Below are 19649 nucleotides of genomic sequence, written 5' to 3' on the forward strand. Positions count from 1 at the left end.
CCGGGCCGGGCCCGCCCTGCGCGAGTCTCGGCCAGCCCCGCGCGAGTCTCGGCCGGCCAGGGGCGAGTCTCGGCCAACCGAGGGCGAGTCTCGGCCTGAGCGACACGTCTCGCGCGTCCGAGCACGAGCACCGTCGCTCAGCCCGAGACTCGGCTCGCAGCTCGCAGCTCGCAGCTCGCAGCTCGCAGGTCGCAGCTCGCTGCTCGCTGCTCGCTGCTCGCAGCGACGCAGGACGCCCCGCGACCGATCAACGGTCACGGGGCGTCCTGCGCGGTGCTGATCAGCTCCCGAGGGCGTCGAGCCAGATCTTGCGGGCGTCGAGGGCCTCTTGCGCCGCCGTGATCTTGCGGGCGTCCCCGGAGGCCTGTGCGGCCTCGAGCTCGGCCTGGAGCTTGCCGATGGCGTCCTCGAGCTGACTGGCGAGGCCGGACTGTCGCGCCTTGCGCTCCGGGTCCGAGGCCTTCCAGTGCTCGTCCTCGAGGCTCCGGACGTGGTCCTCGACCGCGCGCAGGCGGTCCTCGATCCGGCGGACGTCGCCGCGGGGGACCTTGCCGATCTCGTCCCACCGGCGCTGGATGTCCGTCAGGGTCCGGCGTGCGGCGACGCGGTCGGTCTGCTGCAGCAGCGGCTCGGCCTCGGTCAGCAGGGCCTGCTTCGCGACGAGGTTCGCGCTGAACTCCTCGTTCTCGACGGCGGCCTCGGCGTGGCGCTGCTCGAACAGCACGTCGCCGGCTGCCTTGAACCGTGCCCAGAGTGCGTCGTCGTGGCGCTTGCCGGCGCGCCCGGCCCGCTTCCAGTCGTCGAGCAGCTCGCGGTAGGCCGGGATGCCGTCCGTCCCGCGGGTCGCGAGCGCCTCGGCCTGCTGCACGAGCTCCTGCTTGCGGTTCCGCGCGTCGCGGTGCTGCGCGTCGAGCTCCGAGTAGAAGGCACGGCGGTGCTGGTCGACCGTCGAGCGGGCGGCACGGAAGCGCTTCCAGAGGTCGTTCGCGTCGTTCTTCGGCAGGCGCGGACCGTCGTGCTGGTGCTGCTGCCAGCGGGCGAACACGTCGTCGAGCTGCGCGGTGATCTGCTTCCACTGCGCGCGGGCCGGGTCGACGGCGGCGAGCGACTCGGCCTCCTCGACCAGGGACGCGCGGTACGCGAGCGCGTCCGTGAGCGCCTGCTGCGCCTGTGCCTGCTGCTCCTTGGTGAGCGACCCCACCTGCTCCGACAGGCTCGCGACACGGTTCTCGAGCGACTTCAGGTCGCCGACGACCCTGGCCTCGGCGACCTGCGTGCGCAGGTGCTCGACGGTCCGGGCGACGTCGTTCGCCGAGGCGCCACGCTGGACGCGCTGCTCGGCGATCTTCACCTGCCCCTCGAGGTCGGCGTACTTGCGCGCGAAGTACGCGAGGGCCTCGTCCGGGGTGGCGTCCGGGTACTCGCCGACAGCCTTCTCGCTGTCGTCGTACCGGACGTACACCGTCCCGTTCTCGTCGACCCGGCCCCAGGTCGTTGCTTCGTCAGGTCCCACAGGTCTCGCCTCGATCGTGGTCGTGCATCACCGACGTCCCCGTCGGCACGGTCAGGTCGTCAGCCTATTGCACCGGAGGGGCGCGGGGGCCAGCGGGACGTGCGGGCTGTGGACGACCGCGGACCCGGGTCCGTGGCGACCCGGTCCGGTCAGCCGTCCTTCCGGATGGTCGCGCCGGTGATCGTCGTGGCGACCTCCGGCTCGCCGGTGCCGTCGGACCCCGTCGACGCGATGCCCTTCGAGGTGATCTCGCGCTCCAGGTCGCCGAGCCCGCTCGTGACCTTGCCGACCACGGTGTAGCCGCCCGTCGAGCCGTCGAGCGTCGTGTCGCCGTAGACGATGAAGAACTGCGTGGACTGCGAGTACGGCGACGCGCCGCGCGCGATCGCCAGCGTGCCCTCGGCGTAGCGGCCGTCGCTCGGGACGTTCTCGAGCGGGCCGTACTGGAACCCGGCGTCACCCGTGCCGTCGCCGTTCGCCGAGCCGCACTGCAGGAACCGGAAGTCGGCGCTGTCGGCCAACCGGTGGCAGGTGGTGCCCTCGTAGAACTGCTTCCGGATGAGGTCGATCTCCACGCTCGCCGCCTGCGGAGCGGCCGCGCCGTCGAGCTCGATGCCGAGCTCGACGTCCTTGTTCAGCGTCAGCGTGCCGGTCCAGGTCGCCCCGTCCGCGATGCCCTTGCTCGGCACCTTCCCGGTGTTGCCGGCCGTCGCACTCGCCGACGGGGTCGGGGTGGACGTGGCACTCGCGCTCGCGTCCGGTGCATCGCCGGCCCGCGATCCTGCGAAGGCGAGCTGCGACCCGGTGGCGAGCGCCGCCACGAGCACGAGCACACCCGCGCCGACGACGTTGTCCCGCACCCTCCGGCGTCGCTGCCGGTCGTGCAGGCCCTGTCGGGCCTGGTACAGACGGAGCCGCTCACGCGCCTCGCGGTTGTCGCGCGCCTGGTTCTTCGGTGCCACGGTGCTGATCGGACCTCTCGTCGACTGTGCCGACGAGCGTAGCGGACCGAGGGGGACGCCCGGCCTGGAGGCACGCAGCACGTCGGCGGTCCGGCCTACCATCGGAGCATGGCAGCGGATCGATCGGGCATGCGCGCGCCCACGACGGGTGGTCGCGCCGGGTTGGCTCAGGGGTCCGTCCCGCTGGCGGTGCGGATGCGTCCGACGAGCCTGGACGAGGTCGCGGGGCAGCAGCACCTGCTCGGGCGGGGCAGTCCGCTGGTGCAGCTCGCCACCGGGACGCGTGAGAACCCCGGCGGGGTGTCGGTGATCCTCTGGGGTCCGCCCGGCACCGGCAAGACGACCCTGGCACAGGCGATCGCGCGGCAGTCCGGTCGCGAGTTCGTGGAGCTCTCGGCCGTGACGGCCGGCGTGAAGGACGTGCGCGAGGTCATGGAGAAGGCCCTCACGCACCGCGACCTGTACGGCTCGACCACCGTGCTGTTCCTCGACGAGATCCACCGCTTCAGCAAGGCCCAGCAGGACGCGCTGCTGCCCGGTGTCGAGAACGGGTGGGTCATCCTCATCGCCGCGACGACCGAGAACCCCTCGTTCTCCGTGATCTCCCCGCTGCTCTCCCGTTCCCTGTTGCTCACCCTCAAGCCGCTCACGGACGAGGACCTCGGCATGCTCGTGGACCGGGCGGTCGAGGACCCGAGGGGCCTGGGCGGCTCGGTCGTCCTCGGGGACGACGCTCGTTCGGCGATCGTCCGGCTGTCATCCGGCGACGCGCGTCGGGCCCTCACCGCGCTCGAGGCCGCCGCGTCCTCCGCGATCGCGGCGCGCACCGGCGATGCGGACGACGACGAGGACGAACCGCGCGACGACGTCGCCCTCGACGACGTCGAGAGGGTGCCGCTGGTCGACGCCGACACGGTGGCCGCCGCGGTGGACCGTGCCCTGCTGCGGTACGACCGACAGGGCGACGAGCACTACGACGTCATCAGCGCATTCATCAAGTCGGTCCGGGGGAGCGACGTCGACGCCGCGCTGCACTACCTCGCACGGATGATCGAGGCCGGCGAGGATCCGCGGTTCATCGCACGGCGCATCATCATCTCGGCGTCCGAGGACATCGGCATGGCGGACCCGCAGGCCCTGCCGATCGCCGTCGCGGCCGCGCAGGCGGTGCAGCTCATCGGGATGCCCGAGGGGCGCATCCCGCTGGCCGAGGCCGTGGTCTACCTGGCGACGGCCCCGAAGTCGAACGCGTCCTACAACGGCGTGAACGCGGCGGTGGCGGACGTCAAGGCCGGGCGGATGGGCGTCGTCCCGGCGCACCTGCGCGACGCGCACTACCCCGGCGCGAAGCGGCTCGGGCACGGCAAGGGCTACGTCTACTCGCACGACGCCGAGCACGGGGTCGCCCGGCAGCAGTACCTGCCCGACGCCCTCGAGGGCACGGAGTACTACACGCCGACCGGCAACGGGTACGAGCGTGAGGTCGGGCCCCGGCTCGAGCGACTCCGCAAGATCACCCGCGGCGAGTGACACCCGGTGCTTCTCCGGGCCTCTCGATGCTGCTATCGTTGACGGGCCTACGTCCTGGTCCTCGCGTGCGGCTGCGCCGAGGACAGAGTCCCGCTCCGGCGGGACGGGGACAGAGGTTCGGACTGTAGCCGTCCGATCCCACAGGCTCATCCCTCTGGATCCCGTCGCCGGGACCGCGCGCACGAGTGCGTGCCGTGTCCGGCGAGTCATTCAGTTCAGACAGAGAAAAGGACCCTGTGTCTACCAAGTCACGCACCCGCAGCAAGACCCGCCTCTCGCGCGCGCTCGGCATCCCGCTGACGCCGAAGGCGGCCCGCTACCTCGAGAAGCGCCCCTACGGCCCCGGTGAGCACGGCCGTACCCGCCGTCGTGCGGACAGCGACTACGCCGTCCGCCTCCGTGAGAAGCAGCGTCTGCGCGCCCAGTACGGCATCCGCGAGAAGCAGCTCCGCATCGTCTTCGAAGAGGCCCGCAAGACGAAGGGCCTGACCGGTGAGAACCTGGTCGAGCTCCTCGAGCAGCGCCTCGACGCCCTCGTGCTGCGTGCCGGCTTCGCCCGCACCACCGCGCAGGCGCGCCAGCTGATCGTGCACCGTCACATCCTGGTCGACGGCAAGCTCGTCGACCGTCCCTCCTTCCGTGTGAAGGAGGGCCAGATGATCCACGTCAAGCAGCGCTCCGAGTCCCTCGAGCCCCTCCAGGTCGCCGCTGCCGGTGGTCACCTCGAGGTCCTGCCGAAGGTCCCGGGCTACCTCGAGGTCGAGATCGAGAAGCTCCAGGCCCGCCTGGTCCGTCGCCCGAAGCGCGCCGAGGTCCCCGTGACCTGTGAAGTGCAGCTCGTCGTCGAGTACTACGCAGCTCGCTGATCCACGGATCACGCCCGAACGGCGGGTCGTCCTCTCAGGAGGACGGCCCGCCGTTCGGCGTCCCGGCCGTCCCACGCCACTACACTCGTTCGGGCACGCACCGCTCGCGTGCGCGAGAGGGAGAGGGAGAGGCACCGTGAAGCAGCTGTTCTTCGTCGCCGTCGGCGTCGTCATCGGCTTCGCCGCCGCGCACCGGATCGCGAACACACCCGGCGGCGCCCGCCTCTTCGCGGACGTGAACGCCAGGACGAAGGCGTTCACCGACGCCGTCGCCGACGGGTACCGCTCCCGCGAGGCCGAACTCCGCACCGACGCCTGAGCGTCACCGCGCCCCAGCTCCCACGCACCCTCCGCCGACCTGAATCAGGAAGCACCATGCAGACCGCAGAGATCCGCCGCCGTTGGCTCCAGTTCTTCGGCGACCGCGGACACACCGTCGTCCCGTCCGCGTCGCTCGTCTCGGACGACCCGTCGCTGCTCTTCACGGTCGCCGGCATGGTCCCGTTCATCCCGTACCTGACCGGGCTGGTCCCCGCACCGTACCCGCGCGCGACGAGCGTGCAGAAGTGCATCCGGACCAACGACATCGAGGAGGTCGGCAAGACCCCTCGGCACGGCACGTTCTTCCAGATGAACGGCAACTTCTCCTTCGGGGACTACTTCAAGGAGCAGGCGATCCAGTACGCCTGGCAGTTCCTGACGACGCCGGAGTCGGACGGCGGCCTCGGGTTCTCGGCCGACGACCTGTGGGTCACGGTCTACGAGGACGACGACGAGGCGATCGCCTTCTGGAAGCAGCACTCGTCGCTGCCGGACGACCGGATCCAGCGCCTCGGCAAGGACACCAACTACTGGTCGACCGGGCAGCCCGGACCCGCCGGCCCGTGCTCCGAGATCTTCTTCGACCGCGGCCCGGAGTACGGCGTCGACGGCGGCCCGGCGACCGACGACGACCGCTACGTCGAGATCTGGAACCTGGTGTTCATGCAGTACCAGATCGCCGACGTCCGGTCGAAGTACGACTTCACGATCACCGGCGAACTGCCGAACAAGAACATCGACACGGGCATGGGGCTCGAGCGCGTCGCCTTCATCAAGCAGGGCGTCGACAACATGTACGAGATCGACCAGGTGCGTCCGGTGCTGGACCGCGCCGCAGCGATCTCGGGCCGTCAGTACGGCGCCGTGCACGAGGACGACGTCCGGATGCGGGTCATCGCCGACCACGTCCGATCGTCGCTCATGCTCATCGCGGACGGCGTCACCCCGTCGAACGAGGGCCGCGGGTACATCCTCCGCCGTCTGCTCCGCCGCACGGTGCGCGCCATGCGCCTGCTCGGCGTCGAGGGTGCGACCTTCCCGCAGCTCTTCCCGGCGTCGCGCGACGCCATGCGCGAGGCCTACCCGGAGGTCGCCGGTGATTACGACCGGATCGCCCGGATCGCCTACGCGGAGGAGGAGACGTTCCTCCGCACGCTGGCGCAGGGCACCACGATCCTCGACGTCGCGGTCGAGCGCGCGAAGCAGGACGGTGCCCCCTCGATCGGCGGCGACACCGCGTTCCTCCTCCACGACACGTTCGGCTTCCCGATCGACCTGACGATGGAGATGGCGGACGAGGCCGGCGTCCGGGTCGACCGCGGGGCGTTCGAGACCCTGATGTCGGAGCAGCGTGCCCGCGCCAAGGCCGACGCGAAGAGCAAGAAGACCGCCCTCGCCGACCTCAGTGTCTACAGCGCCTTCCGCGCGAAGGGCGAGACGGTCTTCCTGGGCTACGACGCGCTCGAGGCCGAGTCCGCCGTGCTCGGCATCATCGTGGGCGGCGTCAGCGTCGACCGCGCCGTCGCCGGTGACATCGCCGAGGTGATCCTCGGTGAGACGTCCCTGTACGCCGAGTCCGGCGGTCAGGACGCCGACCAGGGGTCGATCGTCGGCAACGGCTTCGACCTCGAGGTGCTCGACGTGCAGCGCCCGGTCGCCGGGCTCTGGAGCCACACCGTGCAGGTCCGCTCCGGCGAGGTCGGCGTCGGTGACGCCGCCACGACGGTCGTCGACGGCGAGTACCGCCGCGGCGCGACCCAGGCGCACTCGGCGACGCACCTGGTCAACGCGGCGCTGCGCGACGTGCTCGGACCGGAGGCCCTGCAGGCCGGCTCGTACAACAAGTCGGGCTACATGCGCCTCGACTTCTCCTGGTCGCAGCCGGTCTCCGGTGCCACCCGCTCGGAGATCGAGGAGGTAGTGAACGCGGCGATCCGCTCGGACCTCGCGGTGCAGACGCGCGTGCTGCCGCTCGACGAGGCCAAGGCGCTCGGTGCGCAGGCGCTGTTCGGCGAGAAGTACGGCGCCGAGGTCCGCATGGTCGACATCGGTGGTCCGTGGTCGCGCGAGCTCTGCGGTGGCACCCACGTCGCCTCCAGCGCGCAGGTCGGCCTCGTCAACCTGGTCGGGGAGTCGAGCGTCGGCTCGACCAACCGTCGCGTCGAGGCCCTCGTCGGACTCGAGGGCTTCCGCGACCTGGCCGTCGAGCGGACGATCGTGTCGCAGCTCTCGAGTGCGCTGAAGGCTCCCCGTGAGGACCTGCCGACCCGCGTGCAGGGCCTGATGGAGGACCTGCGCACCGCCCAGAAGCGGATCGCCGAGTTCGAGTCCGCCAACCTGCAGCAGCGGGTGCCGTCGATCGCACGCCGGGCCGAGACGGTCGGCGCGGTCACCGTGGTCGCCGAGACGGTCGACGGCCTGCAGTCCGGGGACGACCTGCGTGCCCTCGCGACGGGCGTGCGCGGTCAGCTCGGGGACGGTGCCGCGGTCGTGGTGCTCGGTGCCGTGATCAGCGGCAAGCCCGTGGTGATCGTCGCGACGAACGACGCGGCGCGGTCGGCCGGCATGCAGGCGGGTCCCCTCGCCAAGGAGGCAGCCGGTGTCCTCGGCGGCGGTGGCGGCGGCAAGCCCGACCTCGCCCAGGGCGGTGGCACCGATGCGGCGGCGCTGCCCGCGGCGCTGCGCGCCGTGACCGCACGACTGGCGGGCTGATCGTGCCGGTGCGTCCGGGCCGCCGGCTCGGCGTCGACGTCGGCAAGGCCCGCATCGGCGTCGCGGTCTGCGACCGCGACGGCCTGCTGGCCACCCCGGTCGAGACGGTGCCCCGGGCCCAGGCGACCGACGTGCGCCGGATCGTCGAACTGGCCGACGAGTACGACGTGCTCGAGATCGTCGTGGGGCTGCCGCTCTCGATGTCGGGTGACGACACCCCGTCGACCGCCGATGCCAGGGGCTTCGCGGAGCGGCTGGCCGAGCACCGGACCGTACGGCTCGTCGACGAACGGCTCTCGACGGTGACGGCGCAGCGCGGTCTGCACCAGGCCGGGAAGAACACCAAGAAGTCCCGCGCCGTGATCGACCAAGCGGCCGCTGTTATCATCCTGCAACACGCGCTCGACCACGAGCGTGCGTCCAGCGCCGCTCCCGGCGCAACGCTCCCCTGACCGACCGGCCCCGGGACGGGTCGGGAGACCGTCGTTCCCGGACCGACGGGGCCCAGGTGGAGCCCCCGACCCGAGAGACCGAGGATCCCTTGGCAGACGACCTGGACTGGGACGCGATCATCGCGCCCGGTGACGACGCAGGGCGGCGACGTCGCCCCACCGACCCCGACGCCGAGCCCGACCGACCGATGTCCCGTCGTGAGGCGCGTGCGGCCGAGGCAGCCGAGTCCGAGCGGGCGCGGCGGGCGCCGGCGGAGGACACCGACGGTCGTCGTCCGGCGGACCAGGACCCGGCGTCGCAGCCCTCGACGGCGGCGACGCGACCGGCATCGCCGGCGGACGCCCCGGTCGCGCGGTCGGACGACGAGCTCCACCCGGACGTCCGGGCACTCCTGACCGGGGAGCTCCGGGCGCCCGATGCGCAGGCGGTGCGTGCGGCGCGGGCCGAGGCCGGCCCGGGCCGGGCCGGGCGTGACGCGGGCGTCGTCGACGGTTCCGCTGCCGCCGCGGGCGGGCCTGCCCGAGCCGACCGGGGAACCGGCGGTACCGGAGGCGGACGTGGGCGTGGAGCCGGAGGCGGGGGAGCCTCCCGGCCGCCACGCGAACCGCGGCCGAAGCGGCGACGTGGCCCGCTCGTGGCGGGCATCGTGATCGTCGCCCTCGTCCTGGGCGGCGGCGTCGGCGCGTACGCCTTCGCCGCACCCAAGGTGCAGCAGGTGCTCAGTGCGATCGGCGGGTCCAGTGAGCCCGACGACTACACCGGCGACGGGACGAGCAAGGTCACCGTGACCATCAAGCAGGGCGACATCGGCGAGGACGTCGCGAAGACCCTGCAACGCAGCGGTGTCGTGAAGAGCTCGAAGGTGTTCTACAAGCTGCTGTTGACCTCACCGGACGTCTCGTTCCAGCCGGGCTCGTACGAGCTCAAGAAGGAGATGAGCTCGAAGGCCGCGCTCGACGCACTCAAGGACTCCGACAACCGCGTCCAGGCCTCGATCGTGATCCCCGAGGGGACCGCGCTGCAGGACATCGAGGCGGGGATGGTCTCGAAGGCGGGGCTGACCGAGGCCGAGGTCAGTGCAGCGGCGAAGGACGTGCAGGCGTACGGGCTCCCGTCCGGCGTGACGACGCTCGAGGGATGGCTCTTCCCGGCGACGTACCCGATCAACCCCGGGTGGACCGCGAAGCAGTACTTCCAGTCGATGGTCGACACGATGAAGGAGCACCTGGCCGCCGCCGGCGTGGCCGAGGGTGACCAGGAGCGGGTCGTCGTCTTCGCCTCGCTCGTGCAGAAGGAGGCCGGCCTCGCTGCCGACTACCCGAAGGTCGCGCGGGTGTTCCAGAACCGGCTCGACATCGACATGGCGCTGCAGTCGGACGCGACCGTCGCCTACGGGACGGGCAACACGCACAAGGTGACCACGACCGACGAGGAGCGAGCGGACGCGGGCAACGCGTACAACACCTACGTGCACAAGGGTCTGCCCCCGGCACCGATCTCGAACCCCGGCGACCTGGCCATCAAGGCCGTCACGAACATGGCCGACGGGAAGTGGCTCTACTTCGTGACGGTCGACCTCGACACGGGTGAGACCGTCTTCTCGGACACGTACGCGGAGCACCAGGTGGCCGTGAAGCAGTTCCAGGCCTGGCTCCGCGCACACCCCGAGTACCAGTAGGCGCGCGGCGGTCCGGTCGCGTCGCACGACCGGACCCTGTGGGAGGATGGTCGACATGCTTCGTTGGTTGACCGCTGGTGAGTCCCACGGACCCGAACTCATCGCGATGCTCGAGGGCCTGCCCGCGGGCGTCCCGGTGTCGTTCGAGTCCATCCGCGCCGACCTCGCGCGTCGGAAGCTCGGCTACGGGCGCGGGTCGCGGATGAAGTTCGAGCAGGACGAGCTCCACGTCTCGGGCGGCGTCCGCCACGGGTACTCGCTCGGCAGCCCGATCGCCATCCGCATCGGCAACACCGAGTGGCCCAAGTGGGTCGAGGTCATGAGCCCCGAGCCGGTCGAGTCGACCGAGATGTCCCGTGGTCGCAGCGCGCCCCTGACCCGACCGCGTCCCGGACACGCCGACCTGGTCGGCATGCAGAAGTACGGGTTCGACGAGGCCCGACCGATCCTCGAACGCGCGTCCGCTCGCGAGACGGCGGCGCGGGTCGCCCTCGGCGCGGTCGCGAAGTCCTTCCTGGCCGAGCTCGGCATCCGCTCGATCGCGCACACCCTGCAGGTCGGCACCGTCCGCGTGCCCGACGGCACGCCGCTGCCCCTGCCCGACGACGTCGACCGCCTGGACGAGGACCAGCTCCGCTGTGCCGACCCGGAGACCTCCGCGCGGATGGTCACCGAGGTCGAGGCGGCGAAGAAGGACGGCGACACCCTCGGCGGGGTCGTCGAGGTCCTGTTCTACGGCGTCCCGCCGGGGCTCGGCTCCCACGTGCACTGGGACCGTCGTCTCGACGCACGACTCGCCGCGGCGATCATGGGCATCCAGGCGATCAAGGGCGTCGAGGTCGGCGACGGGTTCGCCACCGCGGGACGCCGTGGGTCCGAGGCGCACGACGAGCTGTACCGCGAGGACGGCGAGATCGTCCGGACGAGCGACCGCGCCGGCGGGACCGAGGGCGGCATGTCCACCGGGACGGTGCTCCGTGTCCGCGCGGGCATGAAGCCCATCGCGACCGTGCCGCACGCCCTGCACACCATCGACGTCGCCACCGGCGAGGACGCGGCCGCCCACCACCAGCGGAGCGACGTCTGCGCGGTACCGGCATCGGGCGTCGTCGCCGAGGCCATGGTCGCGCTCGTGCTCGCCGATGCCGTGCTCGAGAAGTTCGGCGGCGACAGCCTGACCGAGACGAAGCGCAACCTCGACGCGTACCTGGCGGCCCTGCCGGAGACCCTGCGCACCCGCCGGACGGACGGCGCTGAGTCGCGCTCGGCCGAGCCCACGACCGTCCGGTGAGCGGCGCCGACGCGTCGACCACCGGCGGTCTCGCGGGCACCGGTGCGCCGGTCGTCGTGATCGGGCCGATGGGGGCCGGCAAGTCGAGCGTCGGCAAGCGCGTCGCCAAGGCCCTGGGCGTGCCGTTCACGGACACCGATCGCGTGATCGCGCGGGAGCACGGCCCGATCCCGGGGATCTTCGCCGACCGCGGTGAGCCGGCGTTCCGCGCGCTCGAGGCCGAGGCCGTGCGCGCAGCCGTCGCGACCGGCGGTGTGGTCTCCGTCGGTGGGGGAGCCGTGACGCACCCGGACACCCGTGCTGCGTTGCGTGGCGCCCGGGTCGTGCTGCTCACCGTGTCACCCGAGGCCGTCGCAGCCCGGATCGCGGGGACCGACCGGCCGCTCCTCGCGCAGGGCGGGATCGACGCGTGGCAGACCATCGCCGACGAGCGGGCGGCGACCTACGCCGAGCTCGCACACGCGACGTTCGACACGTCGCGCCGCCCGATGTCGCACGTCGTCCGGGACGTCGTCGCGTGGGTGACCGAGCAGCAGACCGGCTCCGGCGAGGAGCGCACCGGCTCCGGCGAGGAGCGCACCGGCTCCGCCGAGGAGCGCACCGGCTCCGCCGAGGAGCGCACCGACTCCGCTGAGGAGCACATCGGCTCCGACCAGGAGCACACCACCGGAGGGACACCGTGACCGCGTCGAACCTGCCCGAGGGCACCACCGAGATCCGGGTCGGCGGCGAGGGCGGGTCCCTCGTCGTGGTCGGCAACGACCTGTCCGGCTCGGTCCCGTCGCTGCTCGGACCCCGCGTTGCGAAGGTGCTCATCGTGCACGCACCGACCCTGGGAGCGCGGGCGAACGAGCTGCGTGCCGTCCTCGTCGAAGCCGGTCTCGACGCACTGATCGCCGAGGTCCCGGACGCCGAGGCCGCCAAGCGCGTCGAGGTCGCCGCGTTCTGCTGGCAGGTCATGGGACAGGCGGACTTCACCCGGACCGACGCCGTCATCGGGCTCGGCGGGGGAGCCGTCACCGACCTCGCCGGGTTCGTCGCGGCGACGTGGCTGCGCGGGGTGCCGTTCCTGGCGATGCCGACGAGCGTGCTCGGGCTGGTCGACGCGAGCGTCGGCGGCAAGACCGGCATCAACACCAACGAGGGCAAGAACCTGGTCGGGGCGTTCCACCACCCGCGCGCGGTGGTCGCCGACCTCGACCTCGTCCGGACGCTGCCGAGGAACGACGTGCTCACCGGGTTCGCCGAGATCGTGAAGGCCGGCTTCATCGCCGTCCCCGAGATCCTGGACGTCATCGAGGCCGACGTCGCCCGCGTCACCGACCCGACGACGCCCGAGTTCCGCCGCGTGGTCGAGCTCGCGATCGCGCTGAAGGCCGAAGTGGTGTCGGAGGACTTCACCGAGCAGGGTCGACGGGAGATCCTCAACTACGGGCACACCCTCGGGCACGCGATCGAGCACGCCGAGCGCTACCAGTGGCGACACGGCGCGGCGGTGTCCGTCGGCATGGTGTTCGCCGCGGAGCTCGCCCGGTTGACGGGCCACCTGGACGACGCCACCGTCGACCGGCACCGCTCGATCCTCGAGTCGCTGGAGCTGCCGACGACCTACGGACTCGGTCGCTGGGAGGGCCTGCTCGCCACGATGCGGCGCGACAAGAAGGCACGTGCGGGCATGCTGCGCTTCATCATCCTCGACGGGGTCGGCAAGCCCGCCACCCTCGAGGGTCCGGAGGACCACCTGCTGTTCACCGCGTACCAGGAGGTCGGCGTCTAGCGGGTCCGCCCGCCCGATCAGCGGAGCGTCGGACGAGTCCGACGCCACCACCACCTGAGCCGCATGGAGAGGGTGAGCACACCGGTCCGCTCCCATTCGCGGAACTCGTCGAGTGTGGCGCCGTTCTCCCACGCCCAGTACTCGTCGTCGTCGCGGTCAGGGTCGAGCGCGTCGGGGAGTGGCTTGAAGATCCGCATCATCCGAGGTCCTCTCCTGTGGGTGTGCTTGCTCGGTAGCCGCTCTGCGACTGTCGGCGCAGTGCCCGGTGCGCCAGCCGGCGGTCGGCCTTCGACCACCACGCTACGGTCGCGAGGTGCCGGAGCACAGCGATCGAGATGTCGTGTGCACGGTCACCGGGACGCTGCTCGAGCGCCCATGTGAACCGTTCCCAGGCGTGGTGGCGTACCGCGGTGCGTCGCGCCTGGAACGCGCCGAACCAACTGACGACGGCAGCGGCGATCGGCGCCGTCGCAGCGATCGCGGCGGTGGTGAGCGCAGTGTCCATGCCACGAGGGTCGTGCAGTGGACCTGACCTGACGCGTCCGGTCAGCCGACCTGTGGGCGGTGAACCGTCCCTCCCGGCTGTGCAGGAACGGGGCAGGCCCGCAGGCCCGGGGAGCAGACTGGGGCGGTGCCCACCCCGCCCCGCCTGAGCGACCTCGGCCAGCAGGACGTCGCCGCCGGCAGCCTGCGTACCCGTGCCCGACGCTTCGCCGCACTCCTGTCGATCGCCCGGCGCCACGAACTGGTGCCGTTCCGACGGCTCGACTTCTCACGCGACCCGGGGACGTCGGACCTGCGGCGGCGGCAGGCCGAGCACCTGCGTCGCGCCCTCGAGGAGGCGGGCGGCGGGTTCGTGAAGATGGGACAGCTCCTGTCGACGCGCGACGACCTGCTGCCGGACGAGTGGACCGAGGGGCTCGCGCACCTGCAGCGCAGCGTCCGCCCCGCCGACGCGGTCGAGGTCGCGGCGCTCCTCGCGGAGGAGCTGGGCGCGCCCGTCGACGAGGTGTTCGCGTCCTTCCACACCGAACCGGTCGCCGCTGCGTCCATCGCGCAGGTGCACCGGGCCACCCTCCGTGACGGCAGCGTCGTCGCCGTGAAGGTCCAGCGACCCGGGATCGACGCCGCGGTCCGGCGCGACGTCGACATCGCGCTGCGGGTCGTCAGGTTCCTGGCCCGGACGAGCACCGAGGCACGACAGGTCGGCGTCGCGGACGTCGCGCAGCAGTACGCCGACGACCTCGTGCGGCAGGTGGACTTCACGTCGGAGATGCGGAACCTCACCGCACTGCGTGCGGCGCAGGCGCGGAGCGCCCGACCGGACGCGGTCGCCTACCCCGAGCCGTACCGCGACCTCTCCGGGCGTCGGGTGATGGTGATGGAGTTCCTCGAGGGCGAGACGCTCAGCGCGGTCCGGGCCGCCGGGGGCGGTCAGGACCTCGACGCCCCGATGCGGGCCGTCCTCGACGCCTTCCTCCGGCAGATCGTCTTCGACGGGATCTACCACGCTGACCTGCACCCGGGCAACGTCGTGCTGCTGCCCGACGGCCGCCCGGCCCTGATCGACTTCGGGTCCGTCGGCCGGCTCGACCCGGGCCTGCGGAGCACCGTGCAGGACCTGCTCGCCGGGTACATCCAGGACGACACCGAGCGGATCGCGGACGCGGTGATGCGCATGGCCCCGGTGCGTGACGTCGAGGACGAGCCGGACTTCCGCCGGGACATCGCCGCGTTCGTCGCGGACGAGCTCGGGCCCGGTGCGCGGATCGGCGTCGAGACGGTGGACGACGCCGTCGCCGTGTTCGGGCGCTACCGGCTCAAGCCGCCGCCGGACTTCGTCGCCGCGGCCCGCGCGCTGGCGATCTTCGAGGGCACCCTGCGCAGCCTCGCGCCGTCGTTCGACCTGCTCGAGGAGTCCCGCGACCTGGCGAGGCGGCAGATCCGCGACCAGCTCCGACCGCGAGCGGTCCGGGACCTCGCGGTCCGTGAGCTCTTCGGCGTGGTGTCGGCCGCGCGCAAGCTGCCCCGACGGGTCGACCGGATCACCGAGGCGCTCGAGACCGGCAGGTTCGCGGTGAACATCCGGCTGTTCTCGGACCGGCGGGACCGCGAGGTGGTCTCCGGTCTGGTCCGGCGCGTCCTGCTCGTCCTGCTCGGAGCGGGTGCCGGCGTGCTGGCGATCGTGTACCTCGCCTCGCCGGCGCGGCCGACGGCGGTGCTCTCCACCGGTGCCGCGGGCGGGATCCTGGGCGGTACCGCCGTGGTGCTGCTGGTGTGGGCCGCGATCGACGCGTGGCGGGCTCGACGCCGGCGGTGACCCACGGGTGGTCGGCCGGGCAGCCGCGCCGCCGCCCGCACTGCGCCCCGCCCCGGCCGGTCCGTGCCCGTCCGCTACACTCGACGGGGCGTCGGCGCGGGCACACCCCGCCGTCGCCGGGACCGGACGCACGTCCGGGAGACCTTCACAACACCATCGAACGGAAGACCCATGGCGAGTACCACTGACATCAAGAACGGCGCCGTTCTCATCATCGACGGGCAGCTCTGGTCGGTCGTCGAGTTCCAGCACGTGAAGCCGGGCAAGGGCGGCGCCTTCGTCCGCACCAAGCTCAAGAACGTCGTCTCGGGCAAGGTCGTCGACCGCACGTTCAACGCCGGCGCGAAGATCGACACCGCGACCGTGGACCGCCGCGACTACCAGTACCTGTACCAGGACGGCGAGTCCTACGTCTTCATGGACACCGACACGTACGACCAGGTCCCCGTGTCGGAGACCGTCGTCGGCGACGCCAAGAACTACCTGCTCGAGTCCGCCATGGTCACCATCGCGATGAACGAGGGCAACCCGCTGTACATCGAGCTCCCGACGTCGATCGTCACCGAGGTCGAGACCGAGCCGGGCCTGCAGGGCGACCGTTCCTCCGGTGGCACGAAGGACGCGACCATCATCGCGACCGGTCACCGCATCCAGGTGCCGCTGTACCTCGAGAACGGCACCACCGTGAAGATCGACACGCGCGACGGCAGCTTCCTCGGCCGCGTCAACAACTAGGCGCCGACCACATGAGTGCTCGTTCGAAGGCCCGCAAGCGCGCCCTCGACATGCTCTACGTCGCCGAGGTGCGTGAGCTCCCGATCGCGGACGTCCTGGCGACCGAGACGGTCCGGCACCTCGACCAGCCCGAGCGCGCCTCGAGCTGGGACTACGCCCGGCAGATCGTCACCGGCATCGACGACGACCGCGCTGCGATCGACAAGGTGATCGTCGAGCACGCGCAGGGGTGGTCCGTCGCCCGCATGCCCGTCCTCGACCGCTGCATCCTCCGGATGGGCGTCTGGGAGCTCCGGTACAACCCGGAGGTCCCGGACGCGGTCGCGATCGCCGAGGCGGTCGAGCTCGCGCAGTCGCTCTCGACGGAGGACTCGGCCGGCTTCGTGAACGGCGTCCTCGGCGCCGTCGCGGGCGGCCGTGCACCGTCCGGTCGGAGCGCCGACGAGGCCGCCGCACCGTCCGGTCGGACTGTCGCGGGGGACCAGGAGTCCGAGTAGGGTTGTCCACGTCAGCATCCTTTAAGTCCGTCCGGTGAGGCGGGGAAGGAGGTCGGCGTGGGTACCAGAACGGTCCTGCAACACCCCGACATCACGCGTGCTCTGACACGCATCGCGCACGAGATCCTCGAGGCCAACCACGGCGCCTCGGACCTCGTGCTCCTGGGCATCCCGACACGGGGTGCCGTCCTGGCCGAGCGGCTCGACCGCGTCCTGGCCGTCATCGAACCCGAGTGGGCAGCGGACCGCGACCAGCGGCTCGGCACGCTCGACGTCACGATGCACCGGGACGACCTCGGCCACGGCATCGGTCGTGCGCCGCACCGCACGACGATCCCGACGAGCGGCATCGACGGCAAGGTCGTCGTGCTGGTCGACGACGTGCTCTACTCGGGTCGCACCGTGCGGGCAGCGCTCGACGCCCTGCAGGGCATCGGCCGGCCCCGGGCGGTGCGGCTCGCGGTGCTCGTCGACCGCGGCCACCGCGAACTGCCCATCCGGGCGGACCACGTCGGCAAGAACCTGCCGACGGCCGCCGACGAGCGGGTCACGCTGCGCCTGACCGAGACGGACGGCACCGACGAGGTCGTCATCGAGCAGCACGAGACGCCGCAGCACACGCCGCAGCACGAGCAGGGGGTCGCCCCGTGAAGCACCTGCTCTCCACCGCCGACCTGTCGCGCGCCGAGGCCGTCCGGATCCTCGACGTCGCCGAGGAGATGGCCGAGGTCAACACCCGCGAGGTCCGGAAGCTCCCGGCCCTCCGCGGCAAGACCGTCGTGAACCTGTTCTTCGAGGACTCGACCCGGACCCGCATCTCGTTCGAGGCAGCCGCCAAGCGGCTCTCCGCCGACGTCATCAACTTCGCGGCGAAGGGCTCCAGCGTCTCGAAGGGCGAGTCGCTGAAGGACACCGTGCAGACCCTCGGTGCGATGGGCATCGACGGCATCGTCATGCGCCACCCGGCGTCGGGAGCCCCGCGGGTCCTCGCCGAGGCCGACTGGATCGACGTCCCGGTCGTGAACGCCGGTGACGGGACGCACGAGCACCCGACGCAGGCCCTGCTCGACGCCTTCACGATGCGCCGACGGATCCACGGCACCGACAGCCGCGGCCGGGCGCTCGACGGCGTCCGCGTGGCGATCGTCGGCGACGTCCTGCACAGCCGTGTCGCCCGGAGCAACGCCTGGCTGCTGCGCACGCTCGGTGCCGAGGTGACCTTCGCCGCGCCGCCCACGCTGCTGCCCGCGGTCGACCGTCCGTTCGGCGCCGCCGTGCACCACGACCTGGACGCCGCCCTCGGGGAGGACCCGGACGTCGTGATGCTGCTCCGCATCCAGCAGGAGCGGATGAACGACGCGTTCTTCCCGAACCCGCGCGAGTACACGCGGCACTTCGGCCTGACGGCGGCACGGGCGGCGGCCCTCTCGGAGCGCACGCTGATCATGCACCCGGGCCCGATGAACCGCGGCCTGGAGATCGCCGGCGTCGCCGCCGACGACCCGCGCTCGACCGTCGTCGAGCAGGTCGCCAACGGCGTGTCGGTCCGCATGGCCGTCCTGTACCTCGCCCTGACCGGCGAGCACGAACCGAAGGAGCCCGTCGCATGACCGCCCACCTCATCCGCGGCGCCCAGCTGGTCGACGGCTCGCGTGCCGACATCCGCCTGGAGGGACGACGCATCACCGCGGTCGGCTCCGGTCTCGACACGGTCGGCGCGACGGTCGTGGACGCGGACGGTCTGCTCGCCCTGCCCGGGCTCGTGGACCTCCACACGCACCTCCGTGAGCCCGGCTCCGAGGAGTCGGAGACCGTCCTGACCGGCTCGCGGGCCGCGGCAGCCGGCGGCTTCACCGCGGTGAACGCGATGGCGAACTCGTCGCCGGTCGCCGACACCGCCGGTGTGGTCGAGCAGGTGCAGGCGCTCGGCGACGACGCCGGGTACGTGACGGTCCGCCCGATCGGCGCGGTGTCCCAGGGGCTGCAGGGCACGCACCTGTCCGAGATCGGCGCGATGGCGACCTCGCGCGCCCGGGTCCGGGTGTTCTCGGACGACGGCTCCTGCGTGTCGGACCCGCTCCTCATGCGCCGGGCGCTCGAGTACGTCAAGGGCTTCGGCGGTGTGCTCGCACAGCACGCGCAGGAGCCCCGGCTGACGATCGGCGCGCAGATGAACGAGGGCCGGCTCTCGTCGGAGCTCGGGCTCGCCGGGTGGCCGGCCGTCGCCGAGGAGGCGATCATCGCCCGCGACGTCCTGCTCGCCGACCACGTGGGCGCACGGCTGCACGTCTGCCACGTCTCGACCGCCGGCAGCGTCGAGGTGATCCGCTGGGCGAAGTCCCGCGGCATCGACGTCACCGCCGAGGTCACACCGCACCACCTGACCCTGACCGAGGACCTCATCGCGGGGATCGACGGCGCACCCGGGTACGACGCCCGGTACAAGGTGAACCCACCGTTGCGCTCCCGCGAGGACGTCGACGCGCTGCGCGGAGCACTGGCCGACGGCACGATCGACATCGTCGCGACCGACCACGCGCCGCACACCGCCGAGGCGAAGTGCTGCGAGTGGCCGGCCGCGGCGAACGGCATGGTCGGGCTCGAGTCCGCGCTGAGCGTCGTGCACGCCGCCGTGGTCGAGGACGGCCGGCTCGACTGGGCCGACGTCGCCCGCGTGCTGTCCGAGGCACCGGCGCGCATCGGCCAGGTCGAGGGGCACGGTCAGCGCATCACCGAGGGTGCCCCCGCCGAGCTGACGCTGTACGACCCCGCGGCGGTGCGGGAGTTCTCGGTCGACGACCTGCACGGCCAGTCGCAGAACTCGCCGTACCTCGGCATGCGGCTGCCCGGCAGGGTGGTCGCGACCTTCCACCACGGCTACCCGACGCTGCTCGACGGCGTGCTCGTCGACACCGAGACCGTCGCCGCGGCCGCAGCCGCGACCCCGTCGGCGCGGTCGACGAAGGCGGCGTCCGCGTGAGCCGGGCGGTGACA

19 protein-coding genes are annotated in these 19649 nt (G+C 72.1%); 15 read left to right on the forward strand and 4 right to left on the reverse strand.

The window, feature by feature from the left end:
• Window positions 1-280: 280 nt before the first annotated feature.
• Together M3677_RS02960 and M3677_RS02965 are read right to left on the reverse strand one after the other, a co-directional pair.
• On the reverse strand, window positions 281-1513 hold the full coding sequence (locus M3677_RS02960) for a DUF349 domain-containing protein (protein WP_200884092.1): 1233 nt from the start codon (window positions 1511-1513) through the stop codon (window positions 281-283).
• A 149-nt stretch (window positions 1514-1662) separates the two neighbouring features.
• Window positions 1663-2475 carry a peptidylprolyl isomerase gene (locus M3677_RS02965; RefSeq protein ID WP_251159759.1) on the reverse strand — a complete coding sequence of 271 codons (813 nt, stop codon included), beginning with the start codon at window positions 2473-2475 and terminating at the stop codon, window positions 1663-1665.
• Window positions 2476-2604: 129 nt separating this feature from the next.
• Here M3677_RS02965 and M3677_RS02970 point away from each other — a divergent pair, with 129 nt between their 5' ends.
• The 9 genes from M3677_RS02970 (at window position 2605) to aroB (ending at window position 13103) form a co-directional block, all read left to right on the forward strand.
• Window positions 2605-4005 carry a replication-associated recombination protein A gene (locus tag M3677_RS02970; protein ID WP_251159792.1) on the forward strand — a complete coding sequence of 467 codons (1401 nt, stop codon included), beginning with the start codon at window positions 2605-2607 and terminating at the stop codon, window positions 4003-4005.
• Window positions 4006-4241: 236 nt separating this feature from the next.
• Window positions 4242-4871, forward strand: a complete 630-nt coding sequence (rpsD, locus tag M3677_RS02975) for a 30S ribosomal protein S4 (RefSeq protein WP_066654559.1) — start codon at window positions 4242-4244, stop codon at window positions 4869-4871.
• A gap of 136 nt (window positions 4872-5007) precedes the next feature.
• Window positions 5008-5190 carry a hypothetical protein gene (locus M3677_RS02980; protein WP_066654557.1) on the forward strand — a complete coding sequence of 61 codons (183 nt, stop codon included), beginning with the start codon at window positions 5008-5010 and terminating at the stop codon, window positions 5188-5190.
• A 56-nt stretch (window positions 5191-5246) separates the two neighbouring features.
• The gene (gene alaS, locus M3677_RS02985; RefSeq protein ID WP_251159760.1) at window positions 5247-7904 is read left to right on the forward strand and encodes an alanine--tRNA ligase; all 2658 of its coding nucleotides are present in this window, start codon (window positions 5247-5249) and stop codon (window positions 7902-7904) included.
• An 8-nt stretch (window positions 7905-7912) separates the two neighbouring features.
• Window positions 7913-8356 carry a Holliday junction resolvase RuvX gene (gene ruvX / locus M3677_RS02990; protein ID WP_066658313.1) on the forward strand — a complete coding sequence of 148 codons (444 nt, stop codon included), beginning with the start codon at window positions 7913-7915 and terminating at the stop codon, window positions 8354-8356.
• Window positions 8357-8445: 89 nt separating this feature from the next.
• On the forward strand, window positions 8446-10035 hold the full coding sequence (mltG, locus tag M3677_RS02995; RefSeq protein ID WP_251159761.1) for an endolytic transglycosylase MltG: 1590 nt from the start codon (window positions 8446-8448) through the stop codon (window positions 10033-10035).
• Between the two features lie 55 nt (window positions 10036-10090).
• Entirely contained in the window at window positions 10091-11326 is a 1236-nt protein-coding gene (aroC, locus tag M3677_RS03000) for a chorismate synthase (RefSeq protein ID WP_251159762.1), read from the forward strand.
• Window positions 11323-12009 carry a shikimate kinase gene (locus M3677_RS03005; protein WP_308201960.1) on the forward strand — a complete coding sequence of 229 codons (687 nt, stop codon included), beginning with the start codon at window positions 11323-11325 and terminating at the stop codon, window positions 12007-12009. Before aroC ends, M3677_RS03005 begins: the two co-directional genes overlap by 4 nt.
• A 65-nt stretch (window positions 12010-12074) precedes the next feature.
• A complete protein-coding gene (gene aroB, locus M3677_RS03010; RefSeq protein ID WP_235426639.1) occupies window positions 12075-13103 on the forward strand; it encodes a 3-dehydroquinate synthase in 1029 nt (342 codons plus the stop codon).
• A gap of 17 nt (window positions 13104-13120) precedes the next feature.
• Here aroB and M3677_RS03015 read toward each other — a convergent pair whose 3' ends face one another.
• Together M3677_RS03015 and M3677_RS03020 are read right to left on the reverse strand one after the other, a co-directional pair.
• The gene (locus tag M3677_RS03015) at window positions 13121-13303 is read right to left on the reverse strand and encodes a hypothetical protein (RefSeq protein WP_209682440.1); all 183 of its coding nucleotides are present in this window, start codon (window positions 13301-13303) and stop codon (window positions 13121-13123) included.
• Window positions 13300-13608, reverse strand: a complete 309-nt coding sequence (locus M3677_RS03020; RefSeq protein ID WP_251159763.1) for a hypothetical protein — start codon at window positions 13606-13608, stop codon at window positions 13300-13302. Before M3677_RS03020 ends, M3677_RS03015 begins: the two co-directional genes overlap by 4 nt.
• Before the next feature lie 126 nt (window positions 13609-13734).
• On the opposite strand from M3677_RS03020, the gene M3677_RS03025 reads away from it, so the two are divergent.
• From M3677_RS03025 to M3677_RS03050, 6 genes are all read left to right on the forward strand, one after another.
• A complete protein-coding gene (locus tag M3677_RS03025; RefSeq protein WP_251159764.1) occupies window positions 13735-15423 on the forward strand; it encodes an AarF/ABC1/UbiB kinase family protein in 1689 nt (562 codons plus the stop codon).
• A 171-nt stretch (window positions 15424-15594) separates the two neighbouring features.
• Window positions 15595-16158 (forward strand): elongation factor P, encoded by a 564-nt coding sequence (gene efp, locus M3677_RS03030; RefSeq protein WP_058729119.1) that lies wholly within the window; start codon window positions 15595-15597, stop codon window positions 16156-16158.
• An 11-nt stretch (window positions 16159-16169) separates the two neighbouring features.
• Window positions 16170-16655 (forward strand): transcription antitermination factor NusB, encoded by a 486-nt coding sequence (gene nusB, locus M3677_RS03035; protein ID WP_066654543.1) that lies wholly within the window; start codon window positions 16170-16172, stop codon window positions 16653-16655.
• 57 nt (window positions 16656-16712) lie between these two features.
• Window positions 16713-17306 (forward strand): bifunctional pyr operon transcriptional regulator/uracil phosphoribosyltransferase PyrR, encoded by a 594-nt coding sequence (gene pyrR / locus M3677_RS03040; protein WP_251155038.1) that lies wholly within the window; start codon window positions 16713-16715, stop codon window positions 17304-17306.
• A complete protein-coding gene (locus M3677_RS03045) occupies window positions 17303-18265 on the forward strand; it encodes an aspartate carbamoyltransferase catalytic subunit (protein ID WP_066654539.1) in 963 nt (320 codons plus the stop codon). Before pyrR ends, M3677_RS03045 begins: the two co-directional genes overlap by 4 nt.
• Window positions 18262-19635: a dihydroorotase gene (locus M3677_RS03050; RefSeq protein WP_209682454.1), complete on the forward strand. Its 1374-nt coding sequence runs from the start codon at window positions 18262-18264 to the stop codon at window positions 19633-19635. Before M3677_RS03045 ends, M3677_RS03050 begins: the two co-directional genes overlap by 4 nt.
• The last annotated feature ends 14 nt before the right edge of the window (window positions 19636-19649 follow it).

This window comes from Curtobacterium sp. P97 (genome assembly GCF_023712445.1).
Lineage (GTDB): Bacteria > Actinomycetota > Actinomycetes > Actinomycetales > Microbacteriaceae > Curtobacterium.

Coding starts and splice junctions, on each gene's coding strand:
- M3677_RS03015 (WP_209682440.1), bottom strand. CDS start 13,303: ATGATGCGGATCTTCAAGCCACTCCCCGACGCGCTCGACCCTGACCGC.
- alaS (WP_251159760.1), top strand. CDS start 5,247: ATGCAGACCGCAGAGATCCGCCGCCGTTGGCTCCAGTTCTTCGGCGAC.
- M3677_RS02970 (WP_251159792.1), top strand. CDS start 2,605: ATGCGCGCGCCCACGACGGGTGGTCGCGCCGGGTTGGCTCAGGGGTCC.
- efp (WP_058729119.1), top strand. CDS start 15,595: ATGGCGAGTACCACTGACATCAAGAACGGCGCCGTTCTCATCATCGAC.
- M3677_RS03050 (WP_209682454.1), top strand. CDS start 18,262: ATGACCGCCCACCTCATCCGCGGCGCCCAGCTGGTCGACGGCTCGCGT.
- M3677_RS03020 (WP_251159763.1), bottom strand. CDS start 13,608: ATGGACACTGCGCTCACCACCGCCGCGATCGCTGCGACGGCGCCGATC.
- aroC (WP_251159762.1), top strand. CDS start 10,091: ATGCTTCGTTGGTTGACCGCTGGTGAGTCCCACGGACCCGAACTCATC.
- nusB (WP_066654543.1), top strand. CDS start 16,170: ATGAGTGCTCGTTCGAAGGCCCGCAAGCGCGCCCTCGACATGCTCTAC.